This is a genomic window from Saccharothrix sp. DSM 118769 (assembly GCF_052936295.1).
This window is the reverse complement of sequence record NZ_CP193627.1, coordinates 2,435,854-2,451,801: the sequence shown is the minus strand read 5'-3', so window position 1 is coordinate 2,451,801 and position 15,948 is coordinate 2,435,854. Positions and strand designations below refer to the sequence as shown.

12 protein-coding genes are annotated in these 15,948 nt (G+C 75.5%); 6 read left to right on the top strand and 6 right to left on the bottom strand.

The window, feature by feature from the left end; translation table 11 throughout:
- Positions 1-138: 138 nt before the first annotated feature.
- A complete protein-coding gene (locus ACRAKJ_RS11445) occupies positions 139-1,254 on the bottom strand; it encodes an ROK family protein (protein ID WP_438920065.1) in 1,116 nt (371 codons plus the stop codon).
- A gap of 167 nt (positions 1,255-1,421) precedes the next feature.
- Between ACRAKJ_RS11445 and ACRAKJ_RS11440 the strand changes: the two genes are divergently transcribed.
- Positions 1,422-2,306 carry a phosphotransferase gene (locus ACRAKJ_RS11440; RefSeq protein ID WP_438920031.1) on the top strand — a complete coding sequence of 295 codons (885 nt, stop codon included), beginning with the start codon at positions 1,422-1,424 and terminating at the stop codon, positions 2,304-2,306.
- Positions 2,307-2,329: 23 nt separating this feature from the next.
- Here the strand turns inward: ACRAKJ_RS11440 and ACRAKJ_RS11435 are convergent, their stop codons facing one another.
- A complete protein-coding gene (locus tag ACRAKJ_RS11435; RefSeq protein WP_438920030.1) occupies positions 2,330-5,074 on the bottom strand; it encodes an ABC transporter substrate-binding protein in 2,745 nt (914 codons plus the stop codon).
- Between the two features lie 537 nt (positions 5,075-5,611).
- Here ACRAKJ_RS11435 and ACRAKJ_RS11430 point away from each other — a divergent pair.
- Positions 5,612-6,382, top strand: a complete 771-nt coding sequence (locus ACRAKJ_RS11430; protein WP_438920029.1) for a transglycosylase SLT domain-containing protein — start codon at positions 5,612-5,614, stop codon at positions 6,380-6,382.
- 36 nt (positions 6,383-6,418) lie between these two features.
- Here the strand turns inward: ACRAKJ_RS11430 and ACRAKJ_RS11425 are convergent, their stop codons facing one another.
- Together ACRAKJ_RS11425 and ACRAKJ_RS11420 are read right to left on the bottom strand one after the other, a co-directional pair.
- Positions 6,419-7,822, bottom strand: coding sequence for a BNR repeat-containing protein (locus tag ACRAKJ_RS11425; protein WP_438920028.1), 1,404 nt, complete (start codon positions 7,820-7,822; stop codon positions 6,419-6,421).
- Positions 7,819-9,309 carry a hypothetical protein gene (locus tag ACRAKJ_RS11420; protein ID WP_438920027.1) on the bottom strand — a complete coding sequence of 497 codons (1,491 nt, stop codon included), beginning with the start codon at positions 9,307-9,309 and terminating at the stop codon, positions 7,819-7,821. The genes ACRAKJ_RS11425 and ACRAKJ_RS11420 overlap by 4 nt, the downstream gene beginning before the upstream one ends.
- Positions 9,310-9,425: 116 nt before the next feature.
- Here ACRAKJ_RS11420 and ACRAKJ_RS11415 point away from each other — a divergent pair, with 116 nt between their 5' ends.
- The 3 genes from ACRAKJ_RS11415 to ACRAKJ_RS11405 all read left to right on the top strand — a co-directional run bounded on the left by ACRAKJ_RS11415 (position 9,426) and on the right by ACRAKJ_RS11405 (position 13,108).
- The gene (locus tag ACRAKJ_RS11415; RefSeq protein WP_438920026.1) at positions 9,426-10,508 is read left to right on the top strand and encodes a substrate-binding domain-containing protein; all 1,083 of its coding nucleotides are present in this window, start codon (positions 9,426-9,428) and stop codon (positions 10,506-10,508) included.
- A gap of 84 nt (positions 10,509-10,592) precedes the next feature.
- A complete protein-coding gene (locus ACRAKJ_RS11410; protein WP_438920025.1) occupies positions 10,593-11,063 on the top strand; it encodes a 2Fe-2S iron-sulfur cluster-binding protein in 471 nt (156 codons plus the stop codon).
- The gene (locus ACRAKJ_RS11405) at positions 11,060-13,108 is read left to right on the top strand and encodes a molybdopterin cofactor-binding domain-containing protein (protein WP_438920024.1); all 2,049 of its coding nucleotides are present in this window, start codon (positions 11,060-11,062) and stop codon (positions 13,106-13,108) included. The genes ACRAKJ_RS11410 and ACRAKJ_RS11405 overlap by 4 nt, the downstream gene beginning before the upstream one ends.
- 157 nt (positions 13,109-13,265) lie before the next feature.
- Here ACRAKJ_RS11405 and ACRAKJ_RS11400 read toward each other — a convergent pair whose 3' ends face one another.
- Entirely contained in the window at positions 13,266-13,778 is a 513-nt protein-coding gene (locus tag ACRAKJ_RS11400) for an SMI1/KNR4 family protein (RefSeq protein ID WP_438920023.1), read from the bottom strand.
- A 46-nt stretch (positions 13,779-13,824) separates the two neighbouring features.
- Between ACRAKJ_RS11400 and ACRAKJ_RS11395 the strand changes: the two genes are divergently transcribed.
- Positions 13,825-14,742, top strand: a complete 918-nt coding sequence (locus tag ACRAKJ_RS11395; RefSeq protein WP_438920022.1) for an ankyrin repeat domain-containing protein — start codon at positions 13,825-13,827, stop codon at positions 14,740-14,742.
- Here ACRAKJ_RS11395 and ACRAKJ_RS11390 read toward each other — a convergent pair.
- Positions 14,687-15,940 carry an FAD-dependent oxidoreductase gene (locus ACRAKJ_RS11390; protein WP_438920021.1) on the bottom strand — a complete coding sequence of 418 codons (1,254 nt, stop codon included), beginning with the start codon at positions 15,938-15,940 and terminating at the stop codon, positions 14,687-14,689. The two genes, ACRAKJ_RS11395 and ACRAKJ_RS11390, sit on opposite strands and share 56 nt — an antisense overlap.
- Positions 15,941-15,948: the final 8 nt, after the last annotated feature.

Below are 15,948 nucleotides of genomic sequence, written 5' to 3'. Positions count from 1 at the left end.
CAAAAGTCGGTACGGAACCAACAGAAGAGGCACGCGGCAGCACGCACCGTTACATGGGAGCGCTCTCGCACCGTTCGCGCATGTCGAGGCAGTCCGTCGTCACGAGGCGGACGACAGACATCGGATCTCTGGGGGGGATCAGCCCGCCGGGGAGAAGGCGCGGTCCGTGGCCGACCAGGCGGCGCCGGTCACGCCGGCCAGCTCACCCAGCTCGGACAGCACGATCGGCAGGTTGCCGGTCGCCAGGGGCAGCGAGCGGCGGTAGACGGCGCTGCGGACCTCCGCGAGCAGCGAGTGGCCCAGGCGCGACACGCCGCCGCCGATGACCACCATGCCGGGGTTGAGGAAGCTGACCAGGGACGCGACCACGTGGCCGAGGCGGCGCCCGCCCTCGCGGACCAGGTTCGCCGCCGCGAAGTCACCGGCCGAGGCGGCGGCGCCCACGTCCTCGGCGGTCAGCGCGCCCTTGTCGTGCAGGGCGCCCGCCAGCGCCACCGACCGGCCGCTGCGCGCCAGCGTCGTGGCGTCCCGGGCCAGCGCCGCGCCGCCGAAGTACGCCTCCAGGCACCCGACCTCGCCGCACGCGCACGCCGGCCCGAAGTCGTCGAGCCTGATGTGCCCGATGTCGCCCGCCGTCCCGGCCACGCCCCGGTACACCTTGCCGCCCAGCACGATGCCGCAGCCGATGCCGGTGCCGACCTTGACGAAGATGAGGTCCTCCAGCGACCGGGCCACGCCCGCGTGCCGCTCGCCCAGGGCCATCGCGTTGACGTCGTTGTCCACCGTCACCGGGCAGCCCCAGCGGCCGGCCAGCTCGTCGCGCACCGGGTAGCGGTCCCAGCCGGGCATGATCGGCGGCGCGACCGGCATGCCGTCGCGGAAGCTCACCGGTCCCGGCAGGCCGATGCCCGCGCCGATGAGGGTGCCGGCCGCCTTGGCGTAGACGACGTCGGCCAGCTCCGCGACGCGGCTGAGCACCTGGGCCGGGCCGCCGCGCACGTCGCACTCCTCGCTGCGGCTCTCCAGCACCTCGCACCGGCCGTCGGTCACCGCGACCGTCACCGACGTCGCGCCCACGTCCACGCCCAGCACGCGCAGGTCGTCGGCCAGGTGCACGAGCGTCGAGCGCCGCCCGCCCCGGCTCGCCGCCGGACCGCCGATCTGCACCAGCCCGACGTCCACCAGGCGCGCCAGCTCGGCGGTCAGCTTGGCCCGGGGCAGCTCCAGCCGCTCCCCCAGCGCCACGCGCGACATCGCGCCCTCGTCGCGGAGCAGCCCGAGCAGCTCCGACTGCCTGCCCGAGACCACCCGCGGCTGCTGGCCGCTGCCCGTCGCGCTCACGGCACCAATCTACGGCGGACGGCGGGCGGGGCGACAATTCCGCTCGCCCGCGGCACGACGGGTCGACTACGGTCCGGCCCGTGCTCCCACCACTGGCGGACCTGCTGCCGGCGGGTTCGGTCGTCACGGCGGTCGTGCCGCGCACCGGCGGGCGGTCCGGCGCGGTGCACGAGGTGCGCCTCCTCGGCGCCGAGCCCTTGATCGTCAAGCGCTACGACGAGCGGTGGCGCTGGAAGCAGGCCAAGGAGGCGCACGTGTACCGGCTGCTGGCCGAGCACGGCGTCGGTCCGGTACCGCGGGTGGTGCGCGTGGACGCCGAGCGGGCGGTGACCGTGCTGACGATGCTGCCCGGCAAGCCGCTGTCCGAGGCCGGTCTCGCGCCCGGCGCGGCGGAGGGGGCGTACCGGCGGGTGGGGCGGCTGCTCGCCGCCGTGCACCGGATCGCGCTGCCCGCGTACGGCTACCTCACCACCCGGATCGTCGACCCGGTGCCCGACAACACCTCCTGCATGCGGCGGCGGTTCGCCGAGAAGCTGGCCGAGTTCGCGGCACTGGGCGGCCCGGCCGGCCTGCACGACGCGGTACGCCGCAGAGTCGCCTCGCGGGAAGGGCTGTTCGCCTCGTGCGCCGGGGCGGTGCTGTGCCACGGCGACCTGCACGAGGGCAACGTCCTGGTCGACGACGGGGGCGTCGTCACCGGGGTGGTCGACGTCGAGAACGCGATCGCCGCGGACCCCCTGCTCGACGTGGCGAAGACGCTCCAGTACGACCTGGACCGGTCACCGACGAAGCGGGCCGCCCTGCTGGAGGGGTACGGGCCGCTCCCGGCCGACGGGGAGGCCCGGGTCGAGCTGTACCGGCTCTACCACGCGCTCGAACTGTGGGACTGGTTCGCCTCCACCGGCGAGACCGGGCCGCTGGCGTCGATCGCCGACGACATCGGGGACCTGGCCGCCCCCGGCTGACCCGGCCACGCCCGGAACACGGCCTAGCGGTCACCGTCCGGGCACCACGCGGCCCGCCGCACGTCCACGTCCTTGCGCTCGGCGTACCGCCCGCACGAGGCGACCACCACGGGCGGCGCGCCGCCGGCCACGCGGAGCACCGCCAGGAACTTGTCCGCGGGCACCTGGCCGCCGCCGAAGTCGAGCACGCCGCTCTCGCCCGACAGCGCCCGGTCGCCGCCGATGTCGCCGATCTCCTTCCACACGTGCCCCGGCGACACCGGGATCGGGCCGAGCTGCGTCATCGCGTGCGCGAACAGGTAGAGGGCGTCGTAGGTGAGCGCCGCGTGGCCGTCCAGCGACGGGTTCGAGTCGCCCGCGCACTCCTCCTCGAACACCCTGCGCAGCGTCTGCTGCATGGCGGTCGCGGCGACGCAGCCCGGCGACCCGATCGCGAACGACACGTAGTCGTAGGGGATCTCGGGGTGCTGGTTGCGCAACGTCGCGTCGGCGGCGTACCGGGCGACGTCGTCGCCCGCCAGCAGCACCGGCGGCCGGTCCTTGCAGCCCGCGCTCACCCCGTCCATCAACCGGCCGAAGTCCACCGGGCGGCCCGCGAAGAACACCACCTCGTCCTCGGCCACCCCGCACAGCTGCTGCCCGAGCCGCCGGGCGTCCGGGCCCTGGTTGCCGTCCGCGGTCCGGTACGGCTCCTCCCGGACCCGGTCGCCCTGCTCGCCGAACCGGCGCACCAGGTCCCCGCGCAGGTTGGCCGCGTAGGAGTCGTCCTCGTCGTTGGAGTGCACGACGACCACGCCCCGCTTGTCCGGGTAGGCGTCGCGCACGTACCGCGCGATGATCCGCGCCTGCCGGTCGTTGTTCGGCGACACCTGGAAGTACATCCGGGACGCGGTGGGCATCTCGTCGTCGGACAGGGTGGCCGCGACCACCGGCAGGCCGACCTCGCCGAGCGCGGTGACCGTCTCCCGGGTCGTCCTGCGGCTCAGCGCCAGGCCGAGCACGCCGACGATGCTCTTGTCGCGCTCCAGCATCGACCGCAGCGTCCCGGCGAGCGCGGGACCGTGCTGCATGGACGCGCCCGCGTTGCCCAGCAGCACGCGCACCAGCGGCTCGTCGGGGCCGGTGCGCTCCAGCAGCTGCGCCTGCCGCGCCGCCACGCCCATCAGCCGGGCCGTGTTGCTGGCCAGGGCGTCGCGGGCGGTGCTCATCGCGGAGACGTACACGACGGTCGCGTACGGCCTCCCCGGGGCGCGCCGGTGCTCCTCCGCGACCTTGGCGTTCTGCTCCACGAGCCGCCGCTGCGCCTTGTCGAAGCGCGCCTTGTCGGTGTCGTCGCCCGGCCCGAACAGCGGCAGCAGGCCGGTGGTGACGCCCACGCAGTCGTCGCCGATCCGCTCCAGGGTGTGCGCGTCGGGGTTGTCCCGCTCCAGGCCGCAGTGCTGGTGCCGCCACCGGTCGTCCGCCTCGACGATCCCGCTCACCTGCCGGTAGCCGACCGCGCCCACGGAGGCGAGCAGCAGCACGACGACCACCGCGAGCACCGACGTGCGCGACCACACCGGGGCCGGGCGCACGGACAGCGTGGCCGTCGGCGGCACGTCGCCCGGCACGATCGGCACCGGCGGCACCCGCAGGGGCAGGAACCAGGCCGTGGGCCGGCGGGCGCGGCTGTCGGTGGCGAGCTTGCGCGCCCACGTCTCGTAGGCGTGGCTCGCCTGGCCGACCGGGGTCGGCTCGCGCTCGGCGGCGTTCTCCGCGTCCGGCGGCACCTTCTCGCTGCCGCTGATGATGACGAGCGGGTCGAACGCGCCGGTGTCGTTGCGGACGTCGTTGATGAGCTTGAGCAGGGCGTAGCCGCCGTTGTCGCGGCGGATGCCGTCGAGCAGCACCACCGGGTACACCGTGCGGCGGGCCGAGCGGATGCGCCACAGCGACCGCCGGTAGGCGCGGCGCACGTCCTCCAGGAACGCGTTGACGAGCAGCTTGGCCAGCTGCCCGGTGTCCTCGCGCGGTTCGGCGCTGCGGCCGGGCACCAGGCCGGAGGTGAGGCGCTCGGCGAACCCGATGAACGTGCCCGGGTCGTGCGGCGCGAGGTAGGGCTGGCGCAGCAGCCACCGGTACTCGCTGCCCGGCACGACGCCGCGCAGCTTCGCCCGGAACAGGAACGACGGCACGAGCCGCAGCACGAGGCGCACCCACCAGGGCGCGGTCTCGGTGGCGCTGTCCAGCACGTCGCGCGGCATCAGGTCGTCACCGCTGCGCCGCCGCAGGTCGCGTTCGCGCAGCCGGGTGAGCAGGGTGGCCGCCGACTCCGGGTCCGCGCCGTCCACGCGCTGGTTCATCAGCCAGTAGACGAGTTCGAAGCGGCGGAACTCGTGGCGGCCGTAGCGGCCGTTGACGCCGGAGGACAGCTCGCGCGCCACGGACACCAGCACGGAGCCCACGGCCTCCAGGGTCCTGGCCTCGGACCGGTCGACGGGCGGCTCGCCGCCGGGCGCCGCGTCGGGGAACCGGTGCAGCGCGTGCGGCACCCGGCCGGGGTGCGCGCCGCGCAGGTGGGCGCGCAGGGCGCCCAGCAGGCCGGCCGACCCGGGGTCGCGGACCAGGCACACCAGCGGGATGCCCCGGTCGCCGCCCGCCCGCGCGCCCGCCCGGCGGCCGGGCAGCTCCCCGAACCGGGGGCGCTCGGTGAGGTCCTGCAACAGCTTCACCAGCTCGTCCACGACCTCGACGGACGACGATCGCTCCTCTGCCCCCTGAACGGTCACCGCGCTCCTCGCCCCCGCGCCCCTCCCGGTCCGGCACCGGGGGTTCGACTGTAGGGGGACCGGGGGTGGCGGGCCCCCGGTTCGCGCGGTGCACGCCCACGTCACCGCACTAATGCGGTCGTGCGGGGGCGGCACCCGGCATGATCGGGAAGGTGTCGGGCGTCACACGCAACCCCCGAACGGGGCAGGACGTCTTCGACTGTGCCCCCCGCTCGTCACACTCCCGGTGGTCTTCCACCTTTAACACCACCCCTTCAGGACACCGTGTGGCCGTCAATGCGACACACGGTAATGAAGGCTGCCGGAAAACGTGATGAGCGTCACCCAGGGGGTCCTTCATCTTGCCCACGCAAATCACCAGCGGTTACGTTTCCGGCCGCAGATCACGGTTCCATCACCGAACGGACACGGCGCGGGTCCCCCGAACCGCTCGTGACCACCTGGTTCCCCCGCCGGGTCCGGTGACGGGATTCCCCGACGCAGGAGGCTGCACCGTTGGCTCGGCACGCTCGACCGAAGAACGCCCCCGGGCGTCCCATGTTCCAGGTACCCCCGCCGCCCCCCGGCTACCAGGGCGCGCACCGCGCTGAGGCGGAGCGGGTCATCCCGAAGCGCCTCGCCGGCGTCGCGGTGGCCGTGGGCATCGTCTCCGGCGCCGGAGCGGCGGCCCACGCGGTCACCACCGGCACGTTCGACCCCGTCGCGGGCGGCGCGGACCTGGGCGGCGTCCCCGACCAGGCGCAGCAGCTCACGTACACCGGCAAGGCCGCCACCGTCCACGCGATCGACCTCGGCTCGGAGACCGCCCGGATCGTCCGCCAGGACTACCTGACCGCGCTGAACACGTTCAACCGGGCCAGCGGCGTCGCGCAGGACGGCTGGGCCGCCCGCCAGGCCGCCGAGGAGCAGGCCCGCAAGGACGCGATCGAGGCCGCCAAGCCGCCGAAGCAGCGCCAGGTCGAGGGCTGGATCAAGGAGGCCATCGGCATCCTCGCCGCCAACGGCACCGCGATCGACGAGAGCAGCCTCGACGAGATCTACACGATCATCATCAAGGAGTCGAACGGCAACCCCAACGCCGTCAACACCTGGGACTCCAACGCGATGCGCGGCACGCCGTCCAAGGGCCTGATGCAGTGCATCGACCCCACGTTCCAGAGCTACAAGCTCGCGGGCCACGACGACATCTACGACCCGGTCGCCAACATCATCGCGGGCGTCCGCTACACCTACGACCGCTACGGCGGCTTCCACAACCACCCGGGCCTGGTCTCCATCGCCTCGGGCAACGGCTACCTGGGCTACTGAGGACCGGAACCCGGCCCGGCCGGGACGCCTCCGGGCTCACCCGAGCCTGAAGTCGGCGACGCGGATCGCCGACGGGGTCGTACCGCTGGAGCGCTGCTGGTACTGCACCGACAGCACGCCGTCCGCGGCGAGCCGGGAGACGTCCACGTTCACCTCGCCGAACGCGTTCATCGACGGCCGGTCGAACACCAGGGTCCAGTCGGTCCAGCCACTGGCCCGGCTCGCCGACACGATCCGGCCGCGCGGCATCACCAGGTAGGCGTTGTCGGCCCGGTCGAACACGAGCTTCGTGCGCTGGGTGCTGCCCGGCGCCACGGGGACCTCCCGCTTGACCCACGCCCCGCTCGCGCGGGTGAGGTGGAAGGTGCGGCCGTACTGGGCGCGCTGCCGGGCGTAGTCCGACACGCACCGGGTGAACCGGCCGGGCACGTAGCTGATCACCACGTGCGGCGCGCCGGTCGAGTCGGCGGCCTGCCCCTCCTGGTTCATCAGGCCGTGGTCCGGGTCGAGCGGGTCGGCCACCAGGCCGGGCGAGCTGACGGACACGCGGGTGCCGCCGGTGGTGCCGACGACCGTGCCGGCCGCGTTGCGCCACGTCCGGCCCCGGTCGTCGCTGTAGGCGTAGCCCGTGTCGTGGTTGGTCAGGCCGCCGGGGCTGCACAGCACCCCGGCGTTGCCCTCGCGCCAGGTGAACGCCGCGTGCAGCCGGCCGCGCCGGTCGTAGGTCAGGCCGTGCAGGTACGCGTTGCGGGTCGTGGACACCACGCCGTTCGGGCCGGTGTAGCTCCCGGTCGCGGACGTCCACGCGCCGAGCTTCCGCCACTCGCCGCCGGTGTACTCGGCCAGCTCGCCCACGCCGTCGCCCGAGCGACCCGTGCGGTAGCCGAACTGGAGCGCGCCCTCCGGCGTGACCACGAACTGCGGGTAGGTCATGGCGCCGAGCTCCTGGGTGCCGAGCGTGCGCCGCACCGCGCCGAACACCGACGCCGACCAGCGGTGCTCGGCCGGCCGCGTGACCAGGCCGGTGACCGAGCGGGTGTAGAACAGCCGCGTGTCGTGGGTGTCCATGGCGACGTGCAGCGTGCCGTCCTGGGGCGAGACGCCCAGCGAGATCACGTTGTGCGAGTCGTTCGTCGTCAGCTGGTGCGGCAGCACGGCCGTCTCCCACGCGCCGCCGAGCGCGCGCCGGGCGACGACGGCGTGCCGGCTGGAGGTGTACCAGGCGGCGTACTGGTGGCCCGCGTGCGTGACCAGCGCGTCCTGGAACGCGTTGTTGTTGACCAGGCCGTCGTAGGACACGAAGTACAGCGCCGAGGCGTCGAGCAGGGTGTCGGACAGCAGGGTCACGCCGGGCGCCGCGTGCGCCGCGGGCGCGTGGACGAAGGAGGTGGTCAGCGCCAGCGCCGCCGCGAGGGCCGCCGCGCGCGTCACGCGCGTCACGCGACCACCCCGTCCACCTGGATCGTCTGCACGGCGCCGGCGGCGAACGCCAGCCGCACCCGCTTGCCCGTCACGGCCACGTCGCGACGCCGGGCGTACCGGTCGCCGGGGCCGGAGGTGAGCGTGGACCAGCGGGTGGCGGTGCCGTCGGGCACGGTCGCCAGCCGGCTCAGGTCGAACGTCAGGGTCTGCGCGGCCCCGGTGTTGGCGGCCACGATCACCAGCCGCCGCGCGGCGGCGTCGTGGGCGGCCACCGCCAGCTCGCTGCCCGTCTCCAGGACCCGCATCCCCGGCCGGACGTGCCGGGTGAACTGGGCCAGCACGTAGTACTTGGTCTCCACCGCGCCCGCGCGCAGCGTGCTCCCGTCGTACTTGATCGCGCCCCACCCGGCGGTGGGGTCCATGACCTGCCAGTAGCACCACGCGGTCGGCTTGAGCCAGCGGAAGTCGAGCAGCAGGCAGCGGGCCGTCTGGAGGCCGGTGCCGTCGCCGTCTCCGTGCTCGGAGTTCCACAGCGCCTTGCCCGACGCGCGCACGTCGTCGCCCAGCAGGTCGCGCCGCCCGCCCGTGCCCTGGTAGCCGTGCACGTTCACCTGGCGCACCAACGCCTTGGTGGCGCCGTCGAAGCCGTTCCACGTCGTGCGGGCGAGGTCGTAGCCGGTCTCGTCGGACGCGGAGATCCCCGTCCCGGTCAGGCCCTGCCGGTCCAGCTCGGTGCGCAGGTGGGCCAGCACGCCGCGCTGGGTGGCGGCGCCGATGTGGCAGCCCTCCTGGGTGCCGTTGGCGTGCCAGTAGGCGGAGGACGGCTCGTTGAACGGGTCCACGGTGCGGAAGTCCACGCCCCACTGGTCGCGGGCCCGGCGCGCGGTGACGGCGAGGTGGTGGGCGTGCTGGCGGTGGTTCCACGGCTGGAGGTTGTCGTCGGCGGCGTTCGCCGCGCCGGACGGGTTGTGGTTGAGGCACATCCACCACATCGGCGAGTTCGCGAACAGCTCGCTCACCGCACCGCGCCGGGTGGCCTTGACGAGTGCCGCGCGCTGCTTGGCGTCCGCGGCCCAGTTCCACGCCGAGGAGTTCGGGTCCTCGTCGGTCCAGTCCTGCCAGAAGCCCTCGACCTGCTTGAAGCGCGGGATGTTCGGCGAGGCGACCATGCGCTCGGAGCCGACCGCGTTCCAGCTCGACGCGCCGAGGTTGTAGCGGGCGATGGTCAGGCCGAGGCCGGGCAGCGACGCGCCGTCGTAGGTGACGTCCCCGGTGGTGAAGAACAGGTCGGCGAAGTCGTCCCGGTCGCCGAACGCGGTGGCCCACCAGGCGAGCGAGGTGCCCCAGCCCTCCCACGTGCCCTGGCCGGTCGGGGTGACGCCGATGGTGGCGTCGGCGTGCGCGGTCCCGGTGAGCCCGGTCCCGGCGAGCCCCGCCCCGGTGACCCCGACCCCCGCGACGGCGGCTCCCGCCGCGCCGAGCAGCGCCCTGCGAGTGACGACCACTGCGACCTCCTCGTCGCCGATCCCCTGCTGGAGAGGTGTGGACCCACTCCAGACCGTGGCACACTCGAAGGTCAACGAAACGAACAGGAACGATCAAAGTCGATCGGAACCGACACATGCGGTTGGCGGCGCAACGGCATGAACTGATCCTGGCGGCGGTCCGCGAGCACGGCGTGGTCCGGCTCGCGGACCTGGTGGAGCAACTGGGCGTGACGGCGGTGACGGTGCGCCGGGACGTGACGGCGCTGGCCGACCGGGGCCTGGTGGCCCGCGTGCACGGCGGCATCACGACGCCCCGCCACGGCGAGCAGCCGCCGCGGCCGGTGCCCGTCGCGCACGTCCTGGTCGGCATGGTCGCGCCGTCGGCGGAGTACTACTGGCCCGCCGTCATCCAGGGCGCGCAGGCCGCCGTGACCGCCGCCGGGGGACGGCTCGCGCTGCGCGCGTCGCGCTACGACGCGGCCGAGGACCGGCGGCAGGTGGCGGCACTGCTGGACCGGGGCGTGCAGGCGCTGCTGGTCGCGCCGAGCACCGGCGGGCCGGCCGGGCTCGACCTGCTGCGCCGGCTGGGCGGGCTGAGCGTGCCGGTGGTGCTGGTCGAACGCGTGCCGCCGCCCGAGCTGCCCACCATCGGCCTGGACGCCGCCGTCACCGACCACGCGCTGGGCGCGGGCCTGGCCGTGCGGCACCTGGCCGCGCTCGGGCACCGGGCGGTCGGCCTGGTGGTGTCGCGGCCGAGCCCGCACCACGACGCGATCCGCGCCGGCTGGCGGTCGGCGGTGACCGCGCTGGACCTGTCCCCCGACGTGCCGGCGCTCGACGTGCCGACGTACGGGTCGGCGCAGTGGGCGGCGGTGTGCGACGACGTGCTGGACCGGTGCGCCCGCTCGGGCGTGCGGGCGCTGCTGGTGCACGCCGACCGCGAGGCCATCGGGCTGGTGGACCGGGCCCGCGACCGCGGCCTGGACGTGCCGGGCGGGCTGGCCGTGGTGTCCTACGACGACGAGGTGGCCGCCGCGTCCGACCCGCCGTTGACCGCCGTCCGGCCGCAGAAGCACCGGCTGGGCGCGCTGGCGGCGCAGTTGGCGCTCGCCAGGGTGGCCGACCCGCTGGACCGGCCGGTGCACCGGGTGTCGCTGTGGCCGAGCCTGGTGGTGCGGGAGTCGTGCGGCGCGGGCCTCCGGCGGGTTCCGCAATAATTTCGTTCAGCTTGCTGAACAAATCGTTGTGCTCACGCCCCCGCCCCGCCACGATGGGGTGAACGACGAGGCGAGGGGGGCACCGTGGCCCGGTACCGGTTGCACGTCAACGGCGAACCGCGGGAGGTGGACGTCCCCGCGGACACGCCGCTGCTGTGGGTGCTGCGCGAGCAGCTGGGCGTGCTCGGCCCGAAGTACGGGTGCGGCGTCGGCGCGTGCGGCGCGTGCACCTCCCTGCTCGACGGCCGGGCGGCGCGGCCGTGCGTGACACCGGTCGACGAGGCGCGGGGCAAGCGGATCACCACCGTCGAGGGGCTGTCCGAGGACGGCGACCACCCGGTGCAGCGGGCCTGGCTGGAGCTGGACGTCGCGCAGTGCGGCTACTGCCAGCCGGGGCAGATCATGTCGACCGTGGCGCTGCTGTCCCGCGACCCCGACCCGGACGACGCCGCGATCGACGAGGCGTTGCGCGACAACGTGTGCCGCTGCGGCACCTACTCGCGCATCCGCGCGGCCGTGAAGCTGGCGGCCCGGATCGAGCGGAGTGGGCGATGATCACCCGGCGGGCGTTCCTGGGCGGCGTGCTCGTGGTGTCCGCGCCGGTCTCCCTGGTGGGGACGACGAGCACGGCGGCAGCGGGCACGGCTGCGGCGGAGACGGCTGCGGCGGGCACGGACTTCACCCCCAACGTGTTCGTGCGGCTGGACCAGCGCGGCCGGATCACCGCGACCGTCCCGAAACCCGACTCCGGTCAGGGCGTGCGCACGCTGGTCGCGCTGCTGGTGGCCGAGGAGCTGGCCGTGGGCCCCGACGACGTCCGGGTCGAGCAGGCCCCCGGCGACACCGCCCGCTACGGCCCGCAGTTCGTCGGCAACTCGTTCTCCGCCCGCTCGCTGCACGAGCCGATGCGCACCGCCGCCGCCACCTCGCGGTGCCTGCTGGTGGCCGCCGCCGCGCGGCGCTGGGGCGTGCCGGTCGCCGAGTGCTCGGCGCGCGACGGCGTGGTCCGCCACCGGCGGCGGTCGCTGCGGTACGCGGAGCTGGTGGCGGACGCGGCGGCGCTCGACCCGGCCACCGTGCCGGTGGTGCTGACGCCGCGGGAGGAGTGGCGCGTGCTCGGCCGGACGCGCTCGGGTCGCGTGGACGCGAAGGACGTCGTCACCGGCCGGGCCCGGTACGGCATCGACACCCGGCCGCCGGGGACGCTGGTCGCCGTCGTGCTGCGCCCGCCGTGGATCGGCGCGCTGGTCGACACCGTGGACGACGCCGCCGCGCGCGCCCTGCCCGGCGTGGTCGCGGTGACGCCGCTGGACCCCGCGACGTCCGGCCAGGGCGGGGTGGCGGTGATCGCGCGGACCACGCCGGAGGCGCTCAAGGGCCGTGACGCGCTGCGCGTGACGTGGCGCGGCGGCACGCCCGCCGCCGACAGCCGGGTGTGGCTCGACGAGCTGACCGCGGCGCTGCCCCCGGCGCCCGCCGCGCCCGGACCCGTGGCCTACGAGGCGACCTACCGGCTGCCGCTGCTCGCGCACGCGCCCATGGAACCGATGAACGCCACCGCGCACGTGACCGCCGACGGCATCTCGGTGTGGGCGCCGGTCCAGGACCCGGGCGGCCTGCGCACGCAGCTGGCCCGCCAGTTCGGCCTGGACGCGGCGGCCGTGCGGGTCGGGACGGCGCTCGCCGGCGGCGCGTTCGGGCGGCGCAGCGAACCGGACCCGGTGCTGGAGGCCATCGCGTGCTCGCGGGTGGCCGGGGCACCGGTGAGCGTGCTGTGGACCCGCGAGGACGACGTGCGGCACGACTCGTACCGGCCCATGTCGGTGCACCGGCTGGCCGCCGTCGTCGACGCGGACGGCGTGCCGACGTGGCGCTCGCACGGCATGTCGACCTGGGGCCTGACCGTGCTGCCGTTCTTCACGCCGGAGCTGATCGAGCAGAGCGGCAACCGGTTCCCGTACTCGGTGCCGGGGCAGGTGGACGTGGTCTCGCGGACCGCGCCGCTGCGCACCGGCTTCTGGCGGGCCGTGTACGCCGGGCACTTCCAGTACGTCGAGGAGGTGTTCCTCGACGCCCTCGGGCGGCGCGCCGGCCTGGACCAGGTGGAGCTGCGCCGCCGCCTGCTGCCCGCCGACTCGCGGCTGCGGCGGGCGCTGGACGCGGCGGTCGCGCGGGCCGGCGCGGTACCGGCGGGCCTGACCCGCGGCGTGGCGTGCCACGACGACTACGGCTCGGTGATCGCGGTCGTCGCGGACGCCGAGGGCGACCGGGTCCGCCGCGTGACGGCCGCGGTCGACGTGGGGCCGGTGCTGCACCCGTCGGGCGTGCGGGCGCAGGTGGAGGGCGGGGTGCTGGACGCCGTGTCCACCGTGTTCGGCGCGCAGGTCACCGTGCGGGACGGCCGGGTCGCGCAGACCTCGTTCCGCGACTACGCGTGGGCGCGCATCGACCGGGCGCCGGAGGTCGACGTCGTGCTCGTGCCGTCGGACGCGCCCGTCGGCGGTCTGGGCGAGCTGGCGTTCCCGGCCGCCGCGGCGGCCGTCGCCGTCGCGTCCGGGCGCACGGTCACCGGGATGCCGGTCACCGCCGAGGTCGGCTGAACGGTCACCGCCGAGGTCGGCGGCACAGGAGGCGCGGCGTGCTGGAGCTGCTCGACGAAAGGTCACGCGCCCGGCCCCGCACCTCCGGAGTCGGGGCGGGAACCGCGCCGGGACGGCGGTTCCCGGCCACCGGTCGCGGTGCGGCCCCCCGCGCGCGTCAGTAGCGGCAGAGGGCCAGGAAGTCCTTCTCGAAGTCGGGGAACTCCGCGCGCACGGCCGTGAGCACGTCCTCGGCCGTGCGCTCCCGGCCCGGCGCGAACTCCTCCGCCACCGCGCGCAGCGCCGCGTCGGGTTCGGACCCGCCCGCGCCGTGCTCGACCGCCTCCACCGGCCCCACGCCGTCGGCGAGCAGCCACAGGAAGTCGCCGAGGTCCTTGGCCACCACGCCGACCGCGCCCTCGGAACCGAAGAACACCACCGGCTGCTCCTCCAGCGGCGCGCCCGGCCGCACCAGCCACAGCGCCGCGAGACCGCCCGTGCCGTCCTGGGCGAACACCCGGTACGGCTCGCCGTCCAGCTCCGCGTTCCCCGTCCAGGACCGGACCCAGCCCGTCGTCTCGTCGGCGGGCATGAAGTCCTGGTACGGCTCGTAGTCGACCCCGTCGTCGTAGTCGAAGTCGTGGCCCGCGAGGGCGTGCAGCGCGGGCGGGAAGGCGCGGTCACCGGACATGGCGCGCACGCTACCGTGGCGGTCCGACACCGGAGGGGGAGACACGGTGACCTGGACCGACGCCACGTGGGGCGTGTGGGGTGACCACGACAGGGTGCTGGCGCAGCTGGCGGCGGGCGCGGACCCGAACTCGGCGCACGGCACCAGCCCGCTGCACGCCGCCGCGCAACGGGGTTCGCGCGAGGTGGTCGCCGAACTGGCGTCCCGCGTGGACGACGTGGACGCGCCGCACGAGGGCCGCACCGCGCTGTGGCTCGCGGTGTACGAGGACCGCGCCGACAACGCGGAGGCCCTGCTGGCGGCGGGCGCCGACCCGTGGCTGCCGATGATGGCCGGGTGGTCGCCGGGCAGGCTCGGCCTCGCCGGTCCGCTCGCCCCGCTGTTCGCGGGCGGCCCCGGCGCGCTGTCGCCCGAGGAGGAGGCGCAGGCGGCGGAGGCCGCGCGCCTGAGGGCCGCGTTCGCCGACCAGGAGCGGGGCGGCGAGGGGGCGAGCGTCCTGGCCGTGGCGGGCGTGGACGCGGCGGGGGCCGCGCGCCGGCTGGGCGCCGTGCCCACCGAGGTCGACGACCCGGAGGACCCGGAGTGGGAGGACGACGTCGTGGGCGTGACGGACGTGCCGGGCGGGTGCGTGCTGCTCCAGCCGTGGGGGTACGCGGTGCAGGTGCCGGGCCTGGTGCGGGCGGTCGCCGCCGGGACCGACGCCTACGGCGTCTACGCCAACCCCAAGAGCGGCAACCAGGGCATCGCGGTGCGCGGCGGCGAGGTCGTCGGTTCGGACCTGCACCCGGGCGGCGAGCCGTTCGAGCGGGACCCGGCCGACCAGGTGCTGCTGTCCTACCTGCACCGGTACGACGCGGACGCCTTCGCGTGCGGTTACGCGGGGGTGCGCCCGACCGACGCGCGCCCGGTCACCGGCCCGCCGGACGCGTGGCTGCGCCTGCCGCGACGGGACTGGCGGAGCTGACCCCCAGGTCCGCCAGCACGGCGCGGGCCGCGCGGCGGCCGGACACCAGCGCGCCCTGGATCGAGCCGGTGTCGCGGTGGTCGCCGCACACGTACCGGCGGGGCGCCAGGCGGACCGGCTTGCGCAGCGGGTGCGGCGCGGGCGCGGCGGGCAGGGCGTGCGGCACGTCGTACCGCGCGAGCACCTCCCACCCGCCGACGGGCGTGCCGTAGAGCACGCCGAGGTGCGCCCGGACCTCCGCCTCGGTCGCGTCGGTCAGCACGGACGCCTGCACGAGCGGCGCGTCCGGCGAGTAGGCGCGCGAGACCTCGGACAGCACGGCGGTGTTGACGACCGGGCCGCCCGGGTCGCCGTCCACGACCAGCGTGGGGTCGCGCAGCGGCGAGGCGGGCGGCCGGAAGTACCACGTCGTCACGCCGTGCCAGTCCGGCGCGCCCAGGCCGGGCCACAGCCGGTCGGCGGTGGTGCCGTCGGTGGCGAGGACGACGTGGTCGGCGGCGAGCCGCTCCCCGCCGGCCAGCTCCACGCCGTCCGGCCGCACCGCCACCACCGGCGCGCCGAGCCGCACGTCGAGGCCGCGCGCCAGCAGCCGGGGCAGCTCGCCCATGCCGAGCGCGGGCAGCGCCGCGCCGCCGCGCGCGAAGCTGCGCCACACCAGGTGGAAGAACCGCGAGGACGTGGTCAGCCGGTCCTCCAGGAACACGCCCGCCAGGAACGGCCGCAGCACGGTGTCCACGGCGTCGTCGGACAGCCACCGGCGCAGCTCCTCGCGGGTGGTGCGGTCGGGCGCGGACGTGATCGCGCCCGCCGGGCCGGCCAGGTCCCGCAGCGAGATCCCGGCCAGCGCGACCAGGTCGCGCAGGCCGAGCACGTGCTGCCCCAGCGCGCCGCGGATCGCGTGCAGCCCGTCGCGCGGGTCGGCCAGCAGGGCGCGCCGGCCGCCGCGGTGGACGAACGCGCCGGGCCGGAAGTGGCGCAGGTCCAGCGCGTCGAGGTCGACATCGGCCAGCGCGGGGTAGGCGGGCAGCAGGATCTGGAAGCCGCGGTCGAACCGCACCCCGTCCACGACGTCGGTGCGCACCCGGCCGCCGACGTCGTCGGCCGCGTCGAGCACCACCACCCCGACCCCGGCGGCGGACAGCACCCGTGCCGCGTTCAGCCCGGCCAACCCCGCCCCGACGACCACCGCTTCGACCACGGTTCGAC